The organism is Actinomadura decatromicini, from assembly GCF_008121305.1.
Lineage (GTDB): Bacteria > Actinomycetota > Actinomycetes > Streptosporangiales > Streptosporangiaceae > Spirillospora > Spirillospora syzygii.
In genome coordinates this window covers 160,153-183,273 of the sequence record NZ_VSRQ01000005.1, presented here as the reverse complement: position 1 = coordinate 183,273, position 23,121 = coordinate 160,153, and the positions used below count along the sequence as shown (strand labels likewise).

General features: G+C 70.9%; 22 protein-coding genes. 7 read left to right on the top strand and 15 right to left on the bottom strand.

What is annotated here, in order from left to right:
- Window positions 1-13 precede the first annotated feature (13 nt).
- Entirely contained in the window at window positions 14-2,530 is a 2,517-nt protein-coding gene (locus FXF68_RS23555; protein ID WP_148762718.1) for an ATP-dependent Clp protease ATP-binding subunit, read from the bottom strand.
- A 428-nt stretch (window positions 2,531-2,958) separates the two neighbouring features.
- Between FXF68_RS23555 and FXF68_RS23550 the strand changes: the two genes are divergently transcribed.
- The gene (locus tag FXF68_RS23550) at window positions 2,959-3,456 is read left to right on the top strand and encodes a hypothetical protein (RefSeq protein WP_148762716.1); all 498 of its coding nucleotides are present in this window, start codon (window positions 2,959-2,961) and stop codon (window positions 3,454-3,456) included.
- 310 nt (window positions 3,457-3,766) lie between these two features.
- Here FXF68_RS23550 and FXF68_RS23540 read toward each other — a convergent pair whose 3' ends face one another.
- Window positions 3,767-6,595: an ankyrin repeat domain-containing protein gene (locus tag FXF68_RS23540; protein ID WP_148762714.1), complete on the bottom strand. Its 2,829-nt coding sequence runs from the start codon at window positions 6,593-6,595 to the stop codon at window positions 3,767-3,769.
- 180 nt (window positions 6,596-6,775) lie between these two features.
- Window positions 6,776-6,982 (bottom strand): hypothetical protein, encoded by a 207-nt coding sequence (locus tag FXF68_RS23535; protein WP_148762712.1) that lies wholly within the window; start codon window positions 6,980-6,982, stop codon window positions 6,776-6,778.
- Between the two features lie 198 nt (window positions 6,983-7,180).
- On the opposite strand from FXF68_RS23535, the gene FXF68_RS23530 reads away from it, so the two are divergent.
- Complete coding sequence (locus FXF68_RS23530) at window positions 7,181-7,747, top strand: GNAT family N-acetyltransferase (protein WP_148762710.1); 567 nt, start codon at window positions 7,181-7,183, stop codon at window positions 7,745-7,747.
- Here FXF68_RS23530 and FXF68_RS23525 read toward each other — a convergent pair.
- Together FXF68_RS23525 and FXF68_RS23520 are read right to left on the bottom strand one after the other, a co-directional pair.
- Window positions 7,722-7,877, bottom strand: coding sequence for a DUF397 domain-containing protein (locus tag FXF68_RS23525; RefSeq protein WP_246178939.1), 156 nt, complete (start codon window positions 7,875-7,877; stop codon window positions 7,722-7,724). The genes FXF68_RS23530 and FXF68_RS23525 overlap by 26 nt on opposite strands.
- 13 nt (window positions 7,878-7,890) lie before the next feature.
- Window positions 7,891-8,649, bottom strand: a complete 759-nt coding sequence (locus FXF68_RS23520) for a helix-turn-helix domain-containing protein (RefSeq protein ID WP_187438067.1) — start codon at window positions 8,647-8,649, stop codon at window positions 7,891-7,893.
- 185 nt (window positions 8,650-8,834) lie between these two features.
- Between FXF68_RS23520 and FXF68_RS23515 the strand changes: the two genes are divergently transcribed.
- From FXF68_RS23515 to FXF68_RS23505, 3 genes are all read left to right on the top strand, one after another.
- Complete coding sequence (locus FXF68_RS23515) at window positions 8,835-9,125, top strand: hypothetical protein (protein ID WP_148762706.1); 291 nt, start codon at window positions 8,835-8,837, stop codon at window positions 9,123-9,125.
- Between the two features lie 688 nt (window positions 9,126-9,813).
- Complete coding sequence (locus tag FXF68_RS23510) at window positions 9,814-10,386, top strand: RNA polymerase sigma factor (protein ID WP_148762704.1); 573 nt, start codon at window positions 9,814-9,816, stop codon at window positions 10,384-10,386.
- A gap of 2 nt (window positions 10,387-10,388) precedes the next feature.
- The gene (locus FXF68_RS23505; protein ID WP_148762702.1) at window positions 10,389-10,997 is read left to right on the top strand and encodes a hypothetical protein; all 609 of its coding nucleotides are present in this window, start codon (window positions 10,389-10,391) and stop codon (window positions 10,995-10,997) included.
- Between the two features lie 40 nt (window positions 10,998-11,037).
- On the opposite strand, the gene FXF68_RS23500 is transcribed toward FXF68_RS23505, so the two are convergent.
- From FXF68_RS23500 to FXF68_RS23480, 5 genes are all read right to left on the bottom strand, one after another.
- Window positions 11,038-11,859, bottom strand: coding sequence for a FadR/GntR family transcriptional regulator (locus tag FXF68_RS23500; RefSeq protein WP_218010293.1), 822 nt, complete (start codon window positions 11,857-11,859; stop codon window positions 11,038-11,040).
- A 31-nt stretch (window positions 11,860-11,890) separates the two neighbouring features.
- Window positions 11,891-12,577 (bottom strand): ABC transporter ATP-binding protein, encoded by a 687-nt coding sequence (locus tag FXF68_RS23495; RefSeq protein ID WP_222870053.1) that lies wholly within the window; start codon window positions 12,575-12,577, stop codon window positions 11,891-11,893.
- 100 nt (window positions 12,578-12,677) lie between these two features.
- The gene (locus tag FXF68_RS23490) at window positions 12,678-13,457 is read right to left on the bottom strand and encodes an ABC transporter ATP-binding protein (protein ID WP_067892396.1); all 780 of its coding nucleotides are present in this window, start codon (window positions 13,455-13,457) and stop codon (window positions 12,678-12,680) included.
- Window positions 13,454-14,458 carry a branched-chain amino acid ABC transporter permease gene (locus FXF68_RS23485; protein ID WP_148762699.1) on the bottom strand — a complete coding sequence of 335 codons (1,005 nt, stop codon included), beginning with the start codon at window positions 14,456-14,458 and terminating at the stop codon, window positions 13,454-13,456. The genes FXF68_RS23490 and FXF68_RS23485 overlap by 4 nt, the downstream gene beginning before the upstream one ends.
- A complete protein-coding gene (locus FXF68_RS23480; protein ID WP_222868333.1) occupies window positions 14,455-15,327 on the bottom strand; it encodes a branched-chain amino acid ABC transporter permease in 873 nt (290 codons plus the stop codon). Before FXF68_RS23480 ends, FXF68_RS23485 begins: the two co-directional genes overlap by 4 nt.
- 97 nt (window positions 15,328-15,424) lie before the next feature.
- Here FXF68_RS23480 and FXF68_RS23475 point away from each other — a divergent pair, with 97 nt between their 5' ends.
- The gene (locus FXF68_RS23475) at window positions 15,425-17,050 is read left to right on the top strand and encodes a class I adenylate-forming enzyme family protein (protein WP_222870052.1); all 1,626 of its coding nucleotides are present in this window, start codon (window positions 15,425-15,427) and stop codon (window positions 17,048-17,050) included.
- A 29-nt stretch (window positions 17,051-17,079) separates the two neighbouring features.
- Here FXF68_RS23475 and FXF68_RS23470 read toward each other — a convergent pair whose 3' ends face one another.
- Entirely contained in the window at window positions 17,080-17,517 is a 438-nt protein-coding gene (locus FXF68_RS23470) for an acyl-CoA thioesterase (RefSeq protein ID WP_187412043.1), read from the bottom strand.
- A gap of 175 nt (window positions 17,518-17,692) precedes the next feature.
- On the opposite strand from FXF68_RS23470, the gene FXF68_RS23465 reads away from it, so the two are divergent.
- Entirely contained in the window at window positions 17,693-18,427 is a 735-nt protein-coding gene (locus FXF68_RS23465) for a FadR/GntR family transcriptional regulator (RefSeq protein ID WP_222868335.1), read from the top strand.
- A 10-nt stretch (window positions 18,428-18,437) separates the two neighbouring features.
- Here FXF68_RS23465 and FXF68_RS23460 read toward each other — a convergent pair whose 3' ends face one another.
- Genes FXF68_RS23460 through FXF68_RS23445 form a run of 4 tightly spaced genes read right to left on the bottom strand, consistent with a single transcriptional unit; the run spans window position 18,438 to window position 23,071 of the window.
- On the bottom strand, window positions 18,438-19,670 hold the full coding sequence (locus tag FXF68_RS23460; protein WP_148762697.1) for a cytochrome P450: 1,233 nt from the start codon (window positions 19,668-19,670) through the stop codon (window positions 18,438-18,440).
- Entirely contained in the window at window positions 19,670-20,935 is a 1,266-nt protein-coding gene (locus tag FXF68_RS23455; RefSeq protein WP_148762695.1) for an amidohydrolase family protein, read from the bottom strand. Before FXF68_RS23455 ends, FXF68_RS23460 begins: the two co-directional genes overlap by 1 nt.
- Window positions 20,935-21,792, bottom strand: coding sequence for a class II aldolase/adducin family protein (locus FXF68_RS23450; RefSeq protein WP_222870051.1), 858 nt, complete (start codon window positions 21,790-21,792; stop codon window positions 20,935-20,937). The genes FXF68_RS23455 and FXF68_RS23450 overlap by 1 nt, the downstream gene beginning before the upstream one ends.
- A gap of 16 nt (window positions 21,793-21,808) precedes the next feature.
- Window positions 21,809-23,071 (bottom strand): ABC transporter substrate-binding protein, encoded by a 1,263-nt coding sequence (locus FXF68_RS23445; RefSeq protein ID WP_148762693.1) that lies wholly within the window; start codon window positions 23,069-23,071, stop codon window positions 21,809-21,811.
- Between the last annotated feature and the right edge of the window lie 50 nt (window positions 23,072-23,121).

Below are 23,121 nucleotides of genomic sequence, written 5' to 3'. Positions count from 1 at the left end.
AGGACTATACCCATTACACCGTCTCTTCCGTGCTGACCCGGAATTGCAGGCCGCCGTTCGCCGCGGACACGTCCACATGGCTGCCGTGCCGGAGGTCGCCCGCGAGCAGCAGGTCGGAGAGCTGGTCGTCCACCTCGCGCTGGATCGTGCGGCGCAGCGGACGCGCCCCGAACTCCGGCTGGTAGCCGCGCTCGGCGATCCAGTCGACGGCCTGCGTGCTGAACGAGACGTCGACGTCCTGCGCGCGGAGGCGGCGGCGCGTCTCGTCCAGCAGCAGGTCGGTGATCTGCCGGAGCTGCCCCTCCTCCAGCCGCTGGAACACGATGATCTCGTCGATCCGGTTGAGGAACTCGGGCCGGAACGACTCGCGCAGCCGCCGCATGATCCGGTCGCTGAGCGCGGCGTCCGGGCCGTCGCCGGTCCCGCCGAAGCCGATCTCGCCGCGCCCGGTGATCAGCTCCGAGCCGAGGTTGCTCGTCATGATCACGACGGTGTTGCGGAAGTCGACGGTGCGGCCCTGCGCGTCGGTGAGGCGGCCGTCGTCCAGGAGTTGGAGCAGGACGTTGAACACGTCCTGGTGCGCCTTCTCGATCTCGTCCAGCAGGATCACCGAGTACGGCTGGCGGCGCACCGCGTCGGTGAGCTGCCCCGCCTCCTCGTATCCGACGTATCCGGGCGGCGCGCCCATCAGGCGGCTGACCGTGTGCCGCTCCTGGAACTCGCTCATGTCGAACCGGATCAGCCGGTCGCGGCTGCCGAACAGCGCCTCGGCCAGCGCCTTCGCCAGCTCCGTCTTGCCGACCCCGGTCGGGCCGAGGAACAGGAACGAGCCGGTCGGACGGTCCGGGTCGCCCATCCCCGCGCGGGACCGCCGGACGGCCCGCGCCACCGCCGCGACCGCGTCCTCCTGCCCGATCACCCGCTGGTGGAGGTGCTCCTCAAGCCGGGTCAGCCGCTCCCGCTCGGCCTGGGTGAGCTGCGTGACCGGGACGCCGGAGATCCGCGACACGACCTCCGCGACGTCCTCCGTCGTCACCTCGGGGACGATCGACGCGCCGCTGCCCTCGTCGCGGGCGTCCTCCAGTTGCCGTTCCAGCCGCGCGATCTCGTCGCGCAGCTCGGACGCCTTCTCGTAGTCCTCGTCCGCGACGGCCTGGTCCTTCTCCCGCCGCCGCCGTTCGAGGCGCTGCTCCAGCTCGCGGCGGCCGCCGTCGCGGGTCCCGGAGCGCAGCCGCACCCGCGCGCCCGCCTGGTCGATCAGGTCGATCGCCTTGTCCGGCAGGAACCGGTCGGTCAGGTACCGGCTCGACAGGTCGACGGCCGCGATGAGGGCCTCGTCGGTGAACCGCACCGAATGGTGCGCCTCGTACCGGTCGCGGAGCCCGCGCAGGATCTCGATGCTGTCCTCGGGCGTCGGCTCGGAGATCAGGATGGGCTGGAACCGGCGCTCCAGCGCGGCGTCCTTCTCGATGTTGCGGCGGTACTCGTCGATCGTCGTCGCGCCGACGACGTGCAGCTCGCCGCGCGCCAGCGGCGGCTTCAGCATGTTGCCCGCCGACATGGCGCCCTCCGCGCCGCCCGCGCCCACGATCGTGTGGATCTCGTCGATGAACACGACCAGTTCGTCGCCGTGGTCGCGGATCTCGTCCACGAGCTTCTTCAGCCGCTCCTCGAAGTCGCCCCGGTAGCGCGTGCCCGCGACGACGCCGCCCAGGTCGACCTGGACGATCCGCTTCCCGCGCAGCGTCTCCGGGACGTCGTCGTCCACGATCCGCTGCGCGAGCCCTTCCGCGATCGCGGTCTTCCCGACGCCCGGGTCGCCGATCAGCACCGGGTTGTTCTTGGTGCGCCGGGACAGGACCTCGACGGTCTCCTCGATCTCGCTCTCACGGCCGATCACCGGGTCGATCCGGCCCTCCCGGGCGAGCGCGGTGAGGTCGCGGCCGAACTCGTCCAGCGTCGGCGTCCCGGACGGCTGCTGCCCCGAGCCGCCGGGCGGCTGCCCGCCGCCGCCCCCGGCCGCCGCCGACTGCAACGTGTCGGGCGTGACGTGCGCGGCGTCCAGGATGCGTCCGGCGCTCGACCCCCGGTCCAGCGCCAACGCGAAAAGCAGGTGCTCAGGGCCTATGTAGGACGATCCGAGCGCCCGCGAAACCTGGTGCGAGTCGAGCAGAGCCCGCTTCGCCGACGGGGTCAGCTCCGGAGGGACGTCGCGGGGCGTGCCGCGCCGCGCGTGCTCCTCGATCTCGCTCTGGATCCGGTCGGGGTCGGCCCCGGCACGTTCCATCCAGTGCCGGGTGCCCTGCTGGCGGGTCGCCGCCCACAGCAGGTGGTCGGTGTCGAGGTCGACGCTGCCCCACTGCGCCGCCTGCGCGGCCGCGTCCCGGACCATCTCCCGCGCGGGCTCGCTCATCAGCCGCGCGATGCTCATCCGCTCCATCGGACGCCGCTGCGCCCGCGACCCGAAGAACCGGGCGAGCATCTCCTCGAACGGGTCCATGCCCCCGGATCCTTGCCATCCCGACGTCATCGTCCTTAACCCCCTGCACGTGGAAGGACAGGTCATAGCAACGCTCAGTCACGTGCCCGTGCCCGGCCCCCGAAAACCAGGGGCCCGGCCCCCGCCACTCCACCAGAACCGGGGCCGCCGCGCGGCCAAGACGCGAAGGAAGGTCCCGTTCCGCTGTCCTGTTGCGGACGTCACCGGAGGCCGATGCGCGGATTCCCCCGATAGCCCGCCCCGAACAATTCAGGGAAACCCCCTACCGTCGCGATCACGCACAGTGGCCGACGACTCCGTGCAGGCCATTCCGGTGGACGCACCGTCACGGCCTACCATACGCAGCCGCCCGACCACCATACGCATCGCCTTCACTCACATTTACAGGAATGGTCAATGGTGGAAGTATCCAATCCGGAATTCCGGATACCACACCCCGCGGAGGAGGAAAAGCATTCATGAAAGGCTCCCGCAAGACCGCCGCGACCCTCGGCCTGGCCGCGGTCGGGCTCACCTCCGCCGTCGCCATGACGCCCGCGCACGCGGCCGCCGCTCCCGGCGCGGTGACCGTCCGGCCCGGCGCGCACGGCGCGTACACCGTGCACGTCACGCGGGCGTCCGGCGCCGCGGCGCTGGCCGCGCCGTCCACGTCGCCGTCCGTCGACCACCGCTTCGTCGCCGACGGCGGCTCCTTCACCTGCGCCCGCAGCTACGCATGCGCCGTCGTCCCCTATTCCAACGGCGCGTACGTCTTCAACTTCTACCGTTACGGCGGCTATTCGCTGAGCTACTGGCACGGCAACGGCGCCTTCGTCAACAACCAGACGGACGGCGCCGCGGCCCGCTACGACGACGCCAACGGCAACCAGGTCGGCTGCGTCCCCGCCGGAATAGCCCGCAACGGGATCGACTGGAACCCGATCTGGCGGATCCGCCTGACCGCCGCCGCCTGCTGACCCTCTGACCAGGCCCCGGCGGCGCACTCCCCCACGCCACGCCACCGGGGCCTCCCGCATTCCCACCCAGCGCCCGCGCCCGAGGTCACCGTCACAGGAGCAGCGCCTCAAGCTCCGGAAGTCGGCCGCACAGGTCGGGCAGGCCGCCGCACCCCGTCCCGCGCGGACTCCTGCGACAGCGCGAGGTCAGGGCCGGTGCTCGCCTCGACACCGGCGAGGCACCGCAGGATGTTCCACCTCGTGTGCCCCAGCCAGCCGCTCGGCTTGTCACGCCGCCTACGCCGCCGCGGTCGCGGCTGACCCGACCGCGTCAGGGCGGGAGTCGGCTCGGACGGTCGTCCACGAGGCGCTGGAGTGCCTCGATCTTCGCCACGCACCGGCGGGACGCCTCCACCTCCTGGTCGTCGATGGTGTCGGCGCCCCAGCTCCACGGCTGCCGGCTCTCCCATTCGTCCAGGTGGTACCGGGCGGCGGCGTACTCGTGCAGGACCGCGAGGAGGGAGTCGCCGGACGAGTCGGCGGACAGTTCGCCGCCCTCCTCCGCCCGCCGCCACGGGACGCCGACCACGCCGTTCCGCCCGGCGGCGAGTTCGCTCAGGCGGTAGCAGTGGATCAGGCGGCCGTGGGGCGCCACGCGCCACTCGTGCTCACCGCGGTCCCACCGCTCGTCGCCGTACAGGGCGAGGAGCGGGACGAGGTCGGAGTCCCAGTCGAAGATCCGCCGCTCGGCCGGCCACAGCGTCGGCCAGTGCCGCAGCGGCGGACCGCCTCGTTCGAGCGGGACGGCCAATCCCCACGGCAGCGAGGTCTCCTGCCCGGACACCGAGCCGCGCGACAGTGCCTCCGCGAGGACGAAGAACTCCTCCGGGAACGCCACTCCGTAGCACTCGCGCAGCACGTCGCGGACGTTCGTCCCGGTCGAGTAAAGCGCCCATGCCAACCGCGCCATCGACCGGTAGTCGTCGCGGGACGCCTGGGCCCGCAGCCGGATCAGCGTCCCTTCGGGCACCGGCGCGGTGAACGGCGCGGACGGCTCGGCGCGGTCCACGACCGGCGCTCCGGCCGGTAGCAGCGTCCCGGCCAGCCGCAACGCGGCGCGATGCGTCGGGAGCGCGCCGACGTCGGGATGGTCCGGATCGAGCCTCCGCAGCATTTCCAGCCGGTCGACGACGATCGCGTGGTAGTCGCGCAGCACCGCCGCCAGCGAGGGCCCGAGCCGTTCGATCCGCCCGTCGTCGCCCAGGGGATCGGTGCCGAACACCGTCGGCTCGCCGCGGGCGAGTTCGGTGAGCCGGTAGCACAGCACGAGGCCGCCGTACTCGGTGCGGTGGTCGCGCAGCCTCAGCACCGGGACGAGCCGCCGGTCGCGTTCGAGCACGGCCCGGTCGTCGTAGTCGTCGAGGCTGGACTGGCCCACCGGAACCGGGCCGCCGCGGTCGGGCGGCAGGACGAGCCGCCACACATGGCACCGCAGGTCCTCGGGAGGGTGTCCGGGCAGCGGCCTTTGGTCGGCGAGCGCGAAGAACTCGTCCGGGAAAGGGGCGCCGTAGCATTCGGCGAGCACTTGGCGCCGGTCCTTCCCGGTCGAGTACAGCGCCGACGCCAGCCGCGCCATCGACCGGTAGTCCGTGCGGGACGCCCGGCTCCGCAGCCGCCCGACGTCCTCGCCGCCGGGCCGGGCGCGGCGCTCGGACGGTGCGCCCGCCCGGCATGGCGCGCCCCGTTCGCGGCACACGTCGACGGCTCCCGCGTTGAGCAGCCGTCCGATGAGGTCCTCGACCGGTTCGCGGGCGATCGACCCGGCGTGCTCCAGTTCGAGCCTGCGGACGGCGGCCGCGTGCAACGCCGTGTGCCCCTGGACGTCGACGGCGTTGACGTCCACACCGGCGGCGAGCAGCCGGGCCAGGAGCAACTCGTGGTCGAGGTAGGGCAGCAGGTGCAGCAGCGTGAGGCCGGACCGGTCGCGCACCAGCGGATCGGCACCGGCGTCCAGGAGCGCGCGCACGCCCGCGGTGTCGCGGTGAAACGCCCGCTCCATCAGCTCCGCCCCGGTCACTGACGGCCTTCGGACCTCCGGCGGTGCGGTGGTGCCGCGCGGGTGGAACAGGGCTCTGGTGACCGCCGGATGCAGGTCGTCCGGTCCCGCGAGGCCGAAGCGCAGGAGGTCGAGGTCGATCGGGTGGCGGTACTCGGGTGCGGTGAGCAGGCGGGACTCGCCGAGCCCGGCACCGCGGCGGCGCGCCGTGACGCGGCCGCCGTCACCGTCGCCGAACGTCAGCTCGATGTCCGTGCCCGCCTGGCCCTCGTCGCGGCACTCGACCCAGATCGTCCGGGCGGGACGCCGCGGCCGCTCCGACAGGCCGGGATCGAAGACGCCTTCGGCGAGCATCGTCCGGGCGTCGTCCACCAGCCGCTCGACCGCGATCCACGGGCGCTGCGGCCAGGTGCGCCGCTGCCCGTCGGCGAGCTCGATGCCGCACGCTTCGAGGGCCTCGCCGGTTCGGCCCTCGTCCCAGAGCAGGGTCAGCCACTCGGTCATGGCGACCGGATCGTCCGGGTGCGGCCCGGTGGGAAGGACGTCCAAGAGGCGGCCGTCTCCGCCGTGGAACGGGATCCGATCGGGCCCGCCGCCGCAGAGGGCGCGCAGCTCGCCGGTGTACCGGGCATCCCAGTACGCGCGCGGCAGGTGGTACAGCCCCGGAACGCGGTCCGGCAGGTCCGCCTCCCCTTCCGACCGGCATCTCACCCACAGCTCCAACCGCCCCCGCCGTCCCCGCCGATGGTTGCCGGTCCTGACCAGGAGGTTCGCGCCGCCGCCTTCCCGGTACCGGCGTAACAGCCCGAAACCGATGGGCGCGCCGGGCCCGTCCAGGCCCCGGGGGATGTTCCAGCGCAGCAGGTCCGGCACGACGTGGTGAAGGTCGTCGACGATCTTCTCGGCCAGCTCACGGCCGTACACCCGCGTGATCATGGGGATGTCGACGTCCAGATCGACGCGGGCGGCGGCGCAGGCCCCAGCCGGGTCGCCGGCCAGCCGCCGCGCGGTCGCGGCCTCGACCATCTTCGCCGGGACGTCCGGCGGACGCGTCCGCCGGTACATCTCCAGCACTTCCCGCCGCTTGCCCCGTAACGCCTTCACGCGCCAGACGGTAACAGCCCATTCGCCGACGATGTACCCGGTAATAGAACACCGAAAATGGTGAAAGCGCTGACCGAGCTGATCAACAGGGCGGCCCAGGACGACCGAGAAAAGGAGTAATCGAAGCCCGGGTGAAGCCACGGCGGCGCGGTGGGGCCGCGCCGCCGCGTTTTCCGCGGGTCAGGCGTGGGAACTCCTGCACAGTTCGTCGAGGATGTCGGGGCAGAGGTCCGGCTTGGCGTGGCCGTTGACGTGCGCGATGGTGTCCGTGCTGGTGGCGGCGCTCGCGGGCGCGGCCACCCCGGCGACCATCCATCCGGCGGCGAGGACGGCCGCCATCATGGCGATGACGCGGGCCACGGACTTGGCCAGGATCGTGCGATTCATCTGAGTTCCTCCAGGAAGTTTGTCGATGCCGTAGCGACATCGCCAATATTACCCTGCGTAATCATAAAGCTACGCACCGTCTGCAGATCCCTCGGAAGATCTATCCCTGGAGGAAGAGAGGCATGGACGGGCAAGTGACTCCGTTTAGGCCGCCAAAATTGTTTGCGCACCCTCGACGTCTGCTTCCATGCTCAGGACATGAGGCCACCGGAGCGCATCGCACTCGGCGACATCCTGCTTCGCCGCTGGACGAGGGCGGACGCCTCGCCCCTGCACGCGGCGGTCATCGAATCCTTCGAGCTCCTGCGCCCCTGGATGCCCTGGGCCGCGCAGCGTCCGGACCCCGTCGAGCAGCGGACCTTCGTGGGCACCGCCATCAGCCAGTGGGACGCCGACGAGGCGTACAACTACGGCATCTTCGCCACCGACGACGGCCGGTTGCTCGGCACCATCGGCCTCCGCGACCAAGGCGAGCCGGGCGGCCTGGAGCTCGGCTACTGGCTGCACGCCGACCACACCGGCAAGGGCCTCGCGACCAGGGCGGCCGAAGCCCTCACCGAGGCCGCGTTCGCCCTACCCGGAATCGAGCGGGTCGAGATCCACTGCGACGAGGCCAACACCGCCAGCGCGGCCATCCCGCAACGCCTCGGCTACCACCTGGCCCGCACCGACTCAGAGAAGCCGGAAGCCCCCGCCGAAACCGGCCGCCGAATGATCTGGATCAAAACCCGCCAGCGAACTACAGATCAAGAGCCCCGCTCTTGACCCGCCGAACAAGGTCAACCCAGGCTTCCGACCCCAGCGCAAGCCGCGCCCCTTCAGGAGCCTTGGAGTCACGCACGAAAAGCGTTCGGGTGTTGGTCGAGACCTCGACGCACTCGCCGTGATCACCCATGCTGTGACTGCTCTTACGCCAATGGATCATCCGCATCACCCTCCATTGTCCTTCTGATCAGAGCCCGAGTGTCCTTTTCGGACAGTGCATGACATCTGATCTCAGAGAACCGAATCCCAAGGCGGGTGACCTCAGCCGGTTCTTCGATCATCCTTCCACCCAGATGGGCTTCTGCATACCCGACGCGACTCCCGTCCGCCTTGGTCAGAACGACCATCGGGCCGTCCAGCCCCTGGTAAGGGCCGTCGATGAGCCGCACTGCCTGGATGTGTATGTGAGGCAGTTCTCCCACATCAAGGAGGTACTGGAGTTGTCCATGCATGATGCGCCCGTCATGCCCACGTCGGAGGATCGCAGCCTGGTCGATAACCACGAAGAGTTCAGGCGGGTTCGCGTCCCGGTTGAGGATCTCCTGCCGTGCTAGACGTTGGGCTATGAAGTCCTCGTTCACTCGTCCCTTGGTGGCGACTTCCCGCATGTAGTCCTCGGTCTGGAGCAGGCCAGGTATGTAGAGCGGCTGGAAGGCGCGGATCTCTGTCGCCTCGCTCTCATGAGGGATGTACGCCTCGAACCACCACTCGTTGAGGTGTTCTCGCTGGGCGTGGTGCCAGAGGCCCTGGAACATCTCGCCGGTTTGGAAGAACTCGTCCAGCTTCTTGCAGAAGTCCTTGTCAGGGCGGTTTCGCTGGCTTTCGTAGGCCGCGACCGTCTCTCGGGTCGCGTAGAGCTCCTTCGCCAGTGTGCTCTGGCTCAGACCGCGCAGCTCCCGCATGAGGCGCAGCGTGTAGGCGAGCTGCGCCCTCATGCTGTGCCGGGGGTCAATCGGGACAGATGGGGGCATTTCTATTCCTCCGCGAGTGATATCACGGGAAGTATCACTCGGATATGTAGCCACGATTAGTCAAGTGGGTCAAGCTGGTCGGCAAGAATCCACGAGACGTACCGGAGAGAATCCGAATGAGCCCGTCCCCGCATCGAAACAAGATCGACCCATTCGAGCCGCTGCCCGCAGTCGGGGAGCCGCCGGACGGGCGTTGGGCGGTTCCTTATCTGGCCCAGAAAAGCGGTCTGTGGACGGTGCACGTGCGCCGCCCGCTCACGCGCAGGCAGCTCGACGCCGGGCTCGTCGACACGCTCAGCGCCTCGACCCTGGACGCCTTGCGGGCCGCCGCGATTCGCCAGGACGACATTGCGGAAAAGCTCGCCACCCGCCCGTACGCCGCCCCGACCTGGACGCGGGAGAAGTGACCATGTCCCTCGACTCCGGGCCCATTCTGCTCTGGCTACTGCTCTACGGAGTGACCTGTTTCCTGTTCGGACTCGGCGTCACCTGGCTGCTTTGGCCATGGATTCACCGCAGAGGCGCACACCGCCGCGGCGCGACCCCACGCGCGTCCACCACGCGGCGTTCGTCCCCGCTCTCGATTCCATGACTCCCCGCCTGTACGTCCGGTACAGGCGGGGCCAAGACCTGGCGGTAAAGAAGGGAAGGTGATTCATGCCTCTAGCCCTAGTGGCGTGACCCGTGCAGCAAGAGGCCCCTGGGCGGACGACGACATTCTTCCAGGGGCCTCTTCGCCTACCCTGACTTCCCTATGCAGGTAAGAAGGTGCTTGGGCCTGACCGAAAACACTGCGGCGCTGACCGTCCAGGACTGAGCTCGATTAGGGCACGTGTTTCAGGAGTGTTCGGACGGCTGGACTGGGAGTTGTTGTGGCTGCGGCTGCTCTTGCGCCAGCGGGCGGCGGACAGGTCGGTCTCGGTCATGACGACCTCTTCTGCTGGACGGCCCCTGCCGTCAGCGTACGCAGCGGCCACGGTCCCGGCCAGGGTTCACATTTGGTTCCCCGTGACGGCCTACGGCTCCCTGCGGCCGACTCGGTAACGCCTTTCCGGTGGCGCGCCAAGTAGGGGTGTAACCGCGAGAGGAGACAGCATGGCCAAGCCTGACAGCGGCCTCGCGTGCATAAGTTCGGATACCGCCGCCTTAGAAGAGTTCTACCGGCGGCATATCGAGGCGGTCGGCCGGTTCGTCGCCCGCCGCGTCCGCGATCCGCACACCGCGGCCGACCTGACCGCGGAGGTGTTCCTGGCGGCCATCGACTCGGCGCACACCTACCGTCCCTCCGCGGGCAGCGAGTTGGGCTGGCTGTACGGGGTCGCGCGCAACGTCGTGGCCGCGGAGCACCGTAGGGCGGAGCGAGAGTCCCGGGCCGTGGGGCGGATCGCCGGGCGGCGGCTGCTGGACGCCGAGGACATCGCCCGGCTGGAGGAGCGGATCGACGCCGAGAGCGCCGGACGACATACCTACGAGGCGCTCGCCGGGCTTCCGGAGGGCATCCGGGCCCTGCTCGAACTGATCACGGTGGACGGGCTCACGGTCACCGAGGCGGCCGCCGCCCTGGGGATCCGGCCCGTCACCGCCCGCGTCCGGCTCCACCGGGCCCGCAAGGCGGTGCGCGCCGCACTGCCCACCTACTCCGCCGCCCTGGCCTACTCGAAGGAGTGATCATGCAGAAGTTCGAAGAACGACTCCTGGCGGAGCTCAAGGACGTCGTCGCCGCCCAGACCGCCTCGGCGACGGCGAACTCGCACGCCCGGTCCGTCCGGTGGCGCTGGGCGGGACTGGTGACCGCTGCGGCGGCCACGGCCGCGGGGTTGGCGATCGGCATCCCTGTTCTGACCGGGGACCAGGCCCCGCAGGCAAACGCGGTCGTGCGGGATCCGGACGGCTCGATCCGGATCTACATCCGCGACTACCGCCATCCGGAGATCATCGCCTCCCGCCTGCGCGGGCTGGGCGTGCCGGCGGTCGTCGATTTCGTGCCCAACGACAAGCGCTGCCGGACGCCCCGAGGGGCCATCACTCCGAACGACGGCTCGCTCGTGACGGTGGAGCCCGAACAAGACGACAGCCAGGGCTCCTACAGCCGTCTCCACCCCGACCGGATGGGGCCCGGGAAGACACTGGTGCTGGAGGTCAGTTTCACCAGTTTCAGCGAGGATGAATCGGTCGCCTGGATGTTCGTCGGCACCGCCACAGGCCACGTCGGTCCCTGCGTACTGGTCCCGGCACCGCCCAAGATGACCCGAGGCCCGGACGGCGGCGTGGGCGGCTGATCCGTCCCCGACTAATTCGCGTTGGCTGAGGCGCGGTGGTTCAGGGGTGTTCGGGAGGCTGGACCAGCGGGCGGAGCAGGGCTGCCTGGACGCGTTGGTCTTCGCTTACGCCTGTCATCGGGTATTTCTGCGCTGTTTGGAGGTGGCCGCGGAGGAGACGGGCCGCGCCTTCGGCGTCGCCTTCCTCGATGCGGGCGAGGGCCTCGGCGTGTTCGTCCAATGCCTGGCGGCGGAGGGCGGGCTCGGGGAAGAAGCCCGCGCGGGTCGCGTGCTCCGACCAACTCCGTTCCTGCGCGGTCCACAAGGTTTCTAGCGCTCCGGCCACGACGAAGAGCGTTTCGTTGCCGCATAGGCGGACTATCGCCTCGTGGAATTCGCGGGACGCGGGCGTCGCGCGCTTCTCGTCGCCGGTTTCGACGGCCTCGACGAGGCTCTCGTGCGCGCGGCGCAGCGCGGGCACGACCTCGGTGTGCCGGTCGGGACGCTGCGCGCAGAGCGCCGCGCAGAACGGCTCTATCTGCTGGAGCGCGTACCCGACGTCCGGCAGCGCGGCCTGCCGCGACTCCAGGACGAGCGCGAGCATGTAGGCGACGCTGTCCCGTTTCGGCGCGTGCACCACCGAGCCCCCGGTGTTGCCGCGCCGGACGGTGATCAGCCCCTCCGTCTCCAGGATGCGCAGCGCCTCACGGGCGGCGAGCTTGCTGACGCCGAACTCCTCCAGCAGGTCGGACTGCTTGGGCAGCAGGCTCCCGTCGGGCAGCTCGCCCCGCAGGATCCGCGCCCGGAGGGTGTCGGCGAGCAGGTCCGCCACCCGCGGCTGGCGCATCTGCGCGCGCGGCTCCGGGGCCCCCGTGTCCTCCACCGTGTGCCTGTCCTCTCGATCTTGTGATGTCTCATCTTCCACCTTGGGTCGGCACCGCGTCCTCGGGTCGGCCGGACGCGGTGACGCCCATCGCGCGCTGGTAAGCGGCGTCCAGGTCGCGCCCGCCGTCCACCGGCTCGGACGCCCGGCCGCGCAGCAGGACGTACCCGCGGTCGAGCCGGTCCCTGATCGCGCCGATGGACGGTTCGACGACGACCACGACGGTGCCCTCGTCGGCGAGGCGGCGCGCGGTGTCCATCAGCTCGGCGACGATCAGCGGGGCGAGGCCGGTGGACATCTCGTCCAGCAGCAGCGCCTTCGGCGATCCCATCAGCGCGCGGGACACGGCGAGCATCTGCTGCTCGCCGCCGCTCAGCACCCCGGCGAGCGCGCGGGCGCGTTCCCGCAGGACGGGGAACCGGTCGAGCCCCGTCTCCACCTCGGCGGACGGGAGGCCGAGCGTGTCCGCCATGACCTGGAGGTTCTCCCGGACGGTCAGGCGCGGGAAGATCTGCCTGCCCTGCGGGACGAGCGCCAGCCCGCGTCCGGCGCGGCGGGCGGCGCTGAGCCCGGAGATGTCCTCGCCGTCGAGCGTGATCCGGCCGGTCGCGGCGACCGACCCGTAGGCGGCGAGCATCAGGCTCGACTTCCCGGCCCCGTTCGGCCCGACGACGGCGCTGACCGCTCCCCCGCTGAACGTCAGCGAGGCGTCCGACACTGCCGTCGACTCCCCATACCGGACGCACACGCCGCTCAACACAAGCTCATGCGTCTTCTTTGTGGGGGGACGACCCCCCACACCCCCCGGTTCGCTTCGCTCATGCGACAACGTTCTCACCACCCGTGCCGAAGTAGACGTCCTGCATTTCGGGGCTGGCCAGGCATTCGGCGGGGTCGCCGTCGAAGACGACCGTGCCGGAGCGCAGCAGCATGATCCGGTCGACGAGGGACGCGACGATGTCCACGTTGTGGTCGACCAGGATGATCCCGCAGCCCTGCGCGCGGACGGCGCGGATCGCCGCCGAGATCGCCGCGATGCCGCCCGAGTCGGCGCCCGCGAACGGCTCGTCCAGCAGGAGGACGGACGGTTCCTGCGCGAGCGCCCGCGCGACCTCGACGAGCCGCTGCTCGCCGAGCGTCAGGTCGCCGCAGCGTCGGCGGAGGTCGCCGAGTTCGAGCGCGTCCGCGACGCGGTGCAGCGTCGCGTCGAAGCGGGCCCCGGACGGCCGGAACGCGCCCGCGACCAGGCCCGCGACCAGCCCGCCGATCCCGGCGAGCTTCGGCGCGGCGGCCCCGAGCAGGACGTTCTCCCGCACCGTCAGGTCGAGCGCGAGGTGCGGGTGCTGGAACGTCCGGGCGAGCCCGGCGCGGGCCCGGCGGGACGGCGGGCCGGTCAGCCTCCGGCCCCGGATGGACAGCGACCCCCGGTCGGCGGGCTGCGCGCCGTCGAGCAGGTCGACCAGCGTCGTCTTCCCGGCGCCGTTCGGGCCGATCAGGCCGAGCACCTCGCCCGCGGACAGGCGCAGCGACACGCCGTCCAGCGCGCGGACGCCGCCGTAGCTCTTGCCGAGGCCCTCGCCCTCCAGCAGGACGGTCATCGCCGTGCTCCTCTCGTGCGGGTCGCCGCGCCGCGCAGCCACCGCGCGCCCTGCCCGGCGTAGCCGAGGATGCCGCCGGGCGCGATCAGCAGCACGGCCAGCACCGCGACGCCGAAGATCAGCGACCCGGAGCGCTCGAAGATCTGCAGGTTGAAGGTCAGCTCGACCACCAGGACGGCGCCGAGCACCGCGCCCCACGCCGAGCCCTGCCCGCCGAGCAGCGGCATGAAGATCGCCAGCATGACGAGGTGCAGGGTGAACGTGTCCGGGCCGATGGTCAGGTTCGCGGTGGTGAACAGGCCGCCGCCGAGGGACGCGATCGCCGCGCCCGCGCCGAGCACCGTCAGCCGCAGCGCCGGGACGCCGACCCCGGCCGCCTCCACGGCGGCGGGGACGTCCCGCGAACTCTGGAGCGCGACGCCGAACGGCGACCGGCGGACCCGGTCGACGGCGACGCCGACGATCCACACGATCAGCAGGGTCAGCGCGATGAACGTCTGCCGGTCCAGCTCGCTACCGAAGATCGTGAGCGGCCGGATCGAGCCGATGCCGACCGCGCCGCCGGTGATGTCCTTGGCGTCCAGCAGGAAACTCTGGAAGGCCATGCCGAACAGCAGCGTCACCGCCGCGAGGTAGAACCCCGACAGCCGCCGCGTCGCGAACCCGAGCACCACCGCCAGCGCGGCGGACGCGAGCGCGCCGAGCAGGTACGCGACGGGCAGCGGCCAGCCGGTCTTGGTCGCGACGAGCCCGACCGAGTACCCGCCGATCGCGACGTAGGCGCTGTAGGCGAGGGACAGCGCGCCCGCCAGGTTGAACGGCATGTACATGCCGAGCGCGAGCAGCGCGTAGGTCGCGCCGAGCAGCGCCAGGTCCTGCCGGAACAGGTCCGCGCCCGCCCAGCCGATGACGGCGAGGGTGAGGACGAGCGTCCCGAGGATCCGCGCCGACTCCGCCGACCGAACCGACCCCACGGCCTTCTGCAAAGGCAACGCACTCATACCCGGACTCTCCTGACGAACAGACCGCTCGGGCGCAGCGCGAAGAACAGGATCGCGACGGCGAGGACGGCGTAGTCGAGCGACGCGCTCCCCAGGTAATAGGGGACGAGCGTCTGCGCCAGCGCGAGCAGCAGCCCGCCCGCGAGCGGCGCCCACACCGAGCCCGTCCCGCCGATGACAAGCGCGAGGAATCCGGACAGCGCCCATCCGAACCCGGACTGGAAGCTCACCCCCGCCTTGGCGGAGAAGAGCTGCCCGGCGAGCCCGACGACCAGCCCGGCCAGCGCGAACGCGACCAGGCGCACCCGTCCGACCGGCATGCCGAGCGTTCGGGCCGCCTCCCGGTTGGACCCGACCGCGCGCAGGATCCGCCCGTACTTGGACTTCCGCATCCACAGCCACACGCCGGTGAAGGACACGATGGTCGCGGCGACGAGCACGATCGTCTGGCCGTCCACGGTGACGAAGCCGAGGTCGAGGGACGTGCCGGGCAGCCACGACCGGCCCGGCATGAGCTGCCGTCCGAACAGCGTCCCGGCGAGCTGCTCGACCGCGAACAGGACCGCGACGACCGCGATGAGGGACGGCAGCTCGCCGCCGCCCGTCCGCGCGTCGATCGGCCGGACCAGCGCGACCTCGGTGACGACCGCGAGCACCGCGGCGATCGCGATGCCGAGGACGGCGGCGAGGCCGAGCGGCCAGCCCTGCTTCGCCATGAGCCACGACGCGGTGAGTCCGGAGAACATCGCGAACGGGCCGAGGGCGAAGTTGAAGAAATCCGCTCCTTCGAGGACGAGGTAGTAGCCGAGGGCCACCAGTCCGAAGAAGCACCCGATCTGGACGACCGAGACCCACAGTTGCGCTGACATCACGCTCCTCCTGCCTGCGTCTGTGGGATCTTATGTTTAAAAGAAAGCCATGACAATGCTAACTTCGGGGCAGCTTGCGAAACCGCGGGAGGCAGCTTTGACCAGTCCGTTCGACGAGGCGACCGTGGCGGAGTACCGGACGGCCGGCTGGTGGGGGTCGGAGACCGTGGCCGACCACGTCCGGCGGCACGCGGCGCGGCGCCCCGGCGGCGCCGCCTACGTGACGCCCGGCGAGACCCTCACCTGGACGCAGTACGACGACCACTCGACCCGGCTCGCCCGGCACCTCGCCGCGCTCGGCCTCGCGCCGGGCGAGCGCGTCGCGACGCAGCTCCCGGACGGCCCGGCCTGGCACGTCGCCGCCGTCGCGGCGGAGAAGGCGGGCCTGGTGCTGGTCGGCGTCGGTGCGCGGGCGGGCCGCCGCGAGCTGCGCCACCTGCTCGGACGCACCGGCTCACGCGCCCTGATCACGCTCGCCGAGCACCGCGGCGCGCCGTCCGCCGCCCTGGTGGACGAGCTGCGCGCGGACGGCCTCGACCTCGCCCAGCACGTGATCGTCGACCGGCTCGGCGTCCCCGCCGACCCGCGCGAGACCGACATCGCCGGACGCGCCCTCGGCCCGGACGACCTCTCCATACTCAACTCGACGTCCGGGACGACCGGGCTGCCGAAGTGCGTGTCCCACACGCAGAACCGCTGGTTCTACTTCCACGAGCTGGCCTGCCGGTCAGGCGAGCTGAACTCGGACGACGTGTTCATGGGCGCGGTGCCGTCGCCGTTCGGGTTCGGGCTGTGGACGGCGCACTTCTCCCCCGCCGCGCTCGGCGTCCCGACCGTCGTCATGGAGCGGTTCGACGCGCACATGGCGCTCGACCTCATCGAGCAGCACCGGGTGACCGTCCTGCACTGTGTGAGCACGCAGTTCATCATGATGCTGAACGCGCAGGCCGAGCGTCCGCGCGACCTGTCGTCGCTGCGCTGCATGTTCACGGGCGGGGAGGCCGTCCCGTATGACCGGGCGGCGGCGTTCGAGGACGCGACCGGCGCGAAGGTGCTCCAGTTCTACGGCTCGAACGAGACGGGCGCGCTCAGCTACACCGGACTCCACGACACCCGCGAGCACCGCCTCCGCACCGCCGGACGGATCATCCCCGAAATGGAGGTACGGCTGTTCGACCCGTCCGACGGCACGGACATCACGGGCTCGGGACGGCCCGGCCAGCCGGGCTGCAAAGGCCCGGCGACCTGCCCCGGCTACTACGACGACCCGGCCGCGAACCGCGAGCTGTTCACCCCGGACGGCTGGATGCTCATGGCCGACATCGTCGAGATCGACGACGACGGCTACCTCCGCGTCGTCGGACGCCTCAGCGACCTCATCATCCGCGGCGGCAAGAACATCAGCGCCGCCGCCGTCGAGGAGGAGGTCGCGACGCACCCGGCGGTCGCGCTCGCCGCCGCTGTCGCCATGCCGGACGAGGTGTTCGGCGAGCGCGTCTGCGTCTACGCCGAACTGCGTCCCGGAACGAAGCTCACCCTCGAAGACCTCACCGCGCACCTGACCGAGCGCGGCGTCTCCCGCGAATGGCACCCCGAACGCCTGATCGTGCTGGACGCGCTGCCCCGCTCGTCCGGCGGCAAGGTCGCCAAGGGCGACCTACGCGCGGACATCCGCCGCCGCGTCACGGAAGGACACGACGCAGAAGAGCACGTCACGGGGTAACGCCCGGCGCCCCAGGGCGAGCGCGCGCGTCATGGGGTGAAGGCGGCGGCGCCGCCGTCCAGGAGGAGGCGGCGGATCTCGTCGGGGACGCGGACCGCCTTGTCCGGGGCGTCCGGGTCGACGCAGACGAGGGTGAGGACGGCGGTCGACGCGCGGTCGCCGTCCTCGGTGATGAAGTCGCCGCGCATGGTGAACGAGGTGCGACCGACGCGGTCCGCGTACAACCGGCACTCGACCTGGTCGAACAGTGTGATCGTCTTCTCGTACTCGGCGGCCGCGGCCCGCGTCACCACCGCGACGCCGAGCCGCTCCGGAAGCCGGTCGAACCGCAGCCCGCGCAGAAACCACCATTCGGTGTGGGTGCGCTCCATCCAGCGCTGGTAGTTGGCGTAGTAGACGATCCCGGCGGGATCGCAGTCGCCGTAGGACAGGCGGAAGGTCACGCGGTGCAGCGGCTCGTCCGGCACATTCACTCCCTTTGCAGATGCTAAGATTTAGATGTTAAGGGCGGTAAGCCCATCTGACTCATGACGGCGTCCCGTGCGGCACGGCAGCTCGCAGGCACGACGTCTCACAGAGCACGACGCCTCACAGAGCACGGCTTCTCACACAGCACGCCATCTCGTCCAGGGCGGAGGTCCGGTGGAGGGAACGCGCCAGTCGCGCATTCGCCAGCCGCGCCTCGCCGACATGGTCGCCTCCGTCCTGCGCGAGCGGATCGTGAGCGGCGAGCTGGCCGACGGCGCGCTGATCGGCCCGCAGGACGACCTGCTCACCGAGTTCGGCGTCAGCAAGCCGTCCATGCGTGAGGCGCTGCGGATCCTGGAGTCCGAGGGGCTCATCACGGTCCTGCGCGGGAACAAGGGCGGCGCGGTCGTGCACGTCCCGCGCACCGAGACGGCGGCGCAGGCGATCGACCTGGTCCTGCGGACGCGGCAGTCCGCGCCCGGTGACATCGCCGTCGCGCTGGTGCGGCTCGAACCGGTGTGCGCGGGGCTCTGCGCGGAGCGTCCGGACCGGGCGACGAGCGTCGTCCCGGCGCTGGAGGCGGCGCAGCGCGACGTGGAGGAGAACCTCGACGACCTGCTCGGCTTCGTCCGGGCCGCGCGCGACTTCCACGCGCAGCTCGTGTTCGGCTGCGGGAACGCCGCGATGTCGGTCGCGGTCGGCGCGCTCGAACGGCTCTGGACCGCCGCCGAGGAGCAGTGGGCCCGCGACACCGCCGCCCGCGGCGACTTCCCCGGCCTCGACCAGCGCTCGGACGGCGTCCGCGCCCACCACCGGCTGATCAAACTGATCGCGGCGGGCGACGCCGCGGGCGCCGAACGCGCCGCACGACGCCACCTGACCGCCGCCCAGTGCCACGTCCTGGACTGACCGCGCCCGGCTAGCTGGACCAGGTGATGGGGAGGTTGGACGGGCCCCACATCATGAAGGAGTCGACGCGGGTCGGGGCGCCGTCCAGGCGTAGGCCGGGTAGGCGTTCGCCGAGGAGGCGCAGGGAGATGCGCGCCTCCAGCCGGGCGAGGGCCGCGCCCGGGCACAGGTACTGGCCGGCGCCGAATGACATGTGGCGGCGGCGCAGGTCGGCGAGGTCGCGGTCGAGTCTGAACGTGTCTGGGTCGTCCCATGCCTCCGGGTCCCGGTTCGCGGACGCGTACAGGCCGTGCGCCTTCGACCCCTCCGGGATCTCGACGCCGTGCATGATGACCGGGCGGGTGTTCGTCCGGAACAGTCCGAGGACGGGCGGGTCGTAGCGGAGGCTCTCCTCCACCGCCGCGTCCACCAGTTCGGGACGCGCCCGGACGTCGTCCCACAGTCCGAGGTCGAGCAGCCGCCACACCGCGTTCGCGATCAGCGAGGTGGTGGTCTCGTTGCCGCCGACCAGCAGCAACAGGATCAGCGGCAGCAGTTCCTCGGTCGTGAACGGGCGGCCGTCGTGCTCGGCGGTGAGCAGCGCGGTCAGCAGGTCGTCCGGGAGGGCGTCCGGCCCGGCGGACGCGAGCACCGCGCGACGCTCCTCCAGCACCTCGGAGAAGTACCCGTCGATCTTCGCGCGGGCGGCGCCCTGCACCGCCGGGTCGGCCGCGTTCTGCCCGGCCATGAACTGGTCGGACCACTCCTTGAACTCGTCCACCCCGGCCGCGGGCACGCCCAGGATCTTCGCGATCACCAGCACCGGCAGCGGCACCGCGTACGCCGCGCACAGGTCGGCGCGGCCGTCGGCGGCGAAGCCGTCGATCAGGTCGCCCGCCGTCGCGGTGATCCAGTCCTCCAGCGCGGCGGTGCGGCGGGCCGTGAACGCCGCCGTCACGAGCCGCCGGTAGACGGTGTGCTCCGGCGGGTCGGACCGCAGCCCGCCCTCCTTCGTGAAGATCGGCCCCTGGCCCCACTCCGACGACCACAGGCCGACGTCGCCGAACAGCGCGGCGACGTCGGCGTGGCGCGACAGCGTGTAGAAGCCGTTCTCCCCGAACCCGGTGTGGTGGTGCACGGGGCACCTCTCGCGCAGGGCGCGGTGCGCGGCGGCCGGATCCTCCAGCACCTCCGGCGCGAACGGGTCGTACTCCCCGCCGGACTCCCCGCCGGGCTCGCTCCCGGCGGGGCGCATGACCGTCATCAGAAGGCGTTCGGGTCGGCCTGGACTTCGGCCGGGACGGGGAACCGGTACAGCTCGGACGCGTTCTGCCAGGTGAAGCGGCGCACGTCCGCGTCGGGCAGCCCGCCGATCTCCGACTCGATGACCGACTGGGTGTTCGGCCAGGTCGAGTCGCAGTGCGGGTAGTCGCTCTCCAGCAGGATGTTCTCCACGCCGATCCGGTCGCGGAGGACGAACGACGACTGGTCCTCGACGGCGCAGAACCAGAAGTTGCGCTTGAGGACCTCGGCCGGGGTGAGGCCGATGTCCTTCGTCCACGTCCCGTACATGTCGTGGTAGCTGAGCATGTGGTCGAGCCGGTCCATCAGCCCGGCGACCCAGCCGATGCCGCCCTCGCTCAGGCAGATCTTCAGGTCCGGGTAGCGGACGGGCAGCATCGAGTACAGCCAGTCGACCGCGGCGAACATCGCGTACCCGAAGAACAGGACGCCGACCGTGTCCGGCGGGGCGTCGTCGGCCGTCGCCGGGGACGTCCCGGACGATCCGATGTGCAGGTTCACGACCGTCCCGGTCTCGGCGCAGGCGCGCATGATCGGGTCCCAGTGCCCGGTGTGCAGGGACGGCAGCCCGAGCTTCTGCGGCGCCTCCGAGAACGTCACGGCCTTGAACCCGCGCTCGGCGTTGCGGCGGATCTCCTCCGCGCCCAGCTCGGGGTCGAGCAGCCACGGGATCTGGCACGGGATGATCCGGTCCGGGTAGGCCCCGGCCCAATCCTCCAGGTGCCAGTCGTTCCACGCCCGGACGGACGCGAGAGCCAACTCCTGATCGGACGTCGTGAGCTGCAACCGCTGGCCCGCGAACCCGGGGAGGAACGACGGGAAGTTGAGCGAGGCGTAGATGCCGGCGAGGTCCATGTCCTTGATGCGGTGGTGGATGTCCCACGCGCCGCGCCGCATCTCGTCGAACCGGGACGGCTCGAAGCTGTACTCCGACACCGGGCGTCCGACGACCGCGTTGAAGCCGACGTTCGGGAACTCCTGCCCGTCGTACACCCACACCTCGGCGCCGTCGTCCCGCTCCACGATCTTCGGCGCGCGGTCGGCGAGCTTCGCGGGGAGGCGGCCCTCGAACGTGTCGGGCGGCTCGACGATGTGGTCGTCCACGGAGATGACGGTGTACTTGCGGTCCTGCCGCTCCGGCTCGGGCAGCCACGTCGGGCCCTCGGCGCCCTTGCCGCCGGTGGTGAAGCCCAGGTCGGACGCGAGGTCGTCGATGTTGATGCTCATTACTGCACCACCTCCGGGTCGTTGCGGAGCAGCGCGCGGACGGCGCCGTTCCAGAAGAAGTCGGTTCCGCGTTCGAGCAGCGACGCCTTCATGCTGCGCCGCAGGCCGGGCGGCACGAGCGTGTGGTCGCGACCTGTCACCAGCACGTCATACATGAGTCGGCACTGCCGGTCGATGGTCGCGGCCCGGTAGGTGGTCTCCTCCACCGTGGGACCGGTCACGATCACGCCGTGGTTGGCGAGCAGCACCACCGACTTGTCGCCGATCCGGTCGGCGAGGTCGGCGCCGAGGTCGGCGTTCGCGATCTCGCCGGTGTACTCGTCGACGAACGCGAGGTCGCCCTCGAACATCGACCCGGTCTGGTGCAGGAACTCCGGCAGGACGCCGAGCGCCGCCAGCACCGTCGAGTAGTAGGGGTGGTTGTGCACGACGACCCGCACGTCGGGACGGCGGCGGTGCAGCTCGGTGTGGATGTGGATGGCGGGGGTGACGTCCCACTTGCCGTCGAGGACCTCCGCGTCCGGCGACACCTTGCAGATGTCGGACGCCGTGATCTCCTCCCACCACAGGCCCCACGGGTTGACCAGCAGGTCGTGCGTGTCGCCCGCGCGGAGCGTGATGTGGCCCGCGATGTTCTCGCTGAAGCCCGACGTCCCGAGGATGCGGAACGCGCAGGCCAGCTTCTGCCGGTCGGTCAGCTCCAGGCCGATCGGCGGCATCACCTTCGGCGTCCACTCGGCCGCGCCGCCCGCGACCGGGGGCGGGGCTTGGCGTTCCCGGTCGACGTCCGTGCCCGCGCCCGTGGGCGTGTCCGTGTCCGCGCCCGTATGCGTGTCCGTGTGCGTGTCCGTTGTCACGGTGACCTCCCTTCCGTCAGCCACAGGCGGGCTGGTAGGTGGGCCACTGGCGGCCCGGCTTGCTGTTCTCGAACTGCATGAGGATCAGGCCGCACAGCCCGTCCGTCCCGCTGTGCTTGCCGGGCTTGAACGACAGCGTGTAGCCCTTCTGGCCGAACGACGACGGGTAGGACGCCACCTGCTCCAGGCCCTTGTTGATGGACTCGCCGTCCGGCTTCGACCCGGCCTTCTCGATGGCCTTCACGAGCATCCCGATCGCGTCGTACGCCTGCGCGTCGTAGGCCGTCACGCCCACCGTCCCGCCGCGCTTGCCGGACAGGAACTTCCGCAGCTCGGCGGTCTTCTCGTTCTGGTCGGTGATCGACCCGACGAACACGAGCTTGTCGAGCGCGCCCGGCTTCGCCTGCCCCCACAGGTCGGGCTGGTTGCCGATGGACGCGAGCGAGAACCGGTCCGCGTCCGGGATGAGCTGGTGCGCCGTGTTGTGGACGAGCACCTCCATCTGCCCGCCGAGCGCGGCGACGAGCATCGCGTCCGGGTTGGCGCGCTTGATGCGGGTGACCTGCGCGGTGACGTCGTTGGCGTCCACCGGGGCCGTCTCGGTCGCGACGACCTGGATGCCCGCGTCCTTGATCGGCGTCATCAGCGCCTTCTCCATCCCAGCGATGGACGCGCTGTCGTCCTTGAACAGGGCGAGCCGCTTGAACCCGGCCTTCTTGAACGCCTCCGCGTAGACCTTGCCGAAGTCGGACGTCGGGTTCGCGAGCGAGTACGTGTAGGCGGAGTTCGGGCCGTCGCCGATGCCGGGCGTGATGTTCACCGGCGCGATCGCGGGCACCTTCTGCTGCTTCAGCAGCGACTGGACCTGGAGCACCGACTGCCCGCCGGAGTTCATGATCACGGCCTGCGCGCCCTGGCTGAGCAACTGCCGGACCACCGTCGGCGCCTTCGTCGCGTCGTTGTCGTCGCTCTTCACAACGAGCTTCAGCTTCTTGCCGCCGACCCCGCCGCCGTCGTTGACCTGCGCGACCGCGTCCTTGATCGTCTTGCCGACGATGGAGGCGTACGCGGCGGCGCCGCCGGACAGGTCCTGGTCCATCCCGATGACGATCGTGTCGTCATCGGTCTTCACCGACCCGGACCCGGACGCGCACGCGCTCGCCACCAGCACGGGCACCGCCGCCGCGGCCACGACCAGCGTCCTCCCCGCTCGACCGCGTCTCGCGAACGGCGTGCTGGTGGAACCGATACTCGTGAACGCCTTGCTCTTGAAAGCCATGGGGGTTGTCCTCCTGGGGGTGGGTTGGAGGCGGGGGGACGGTCTGACCT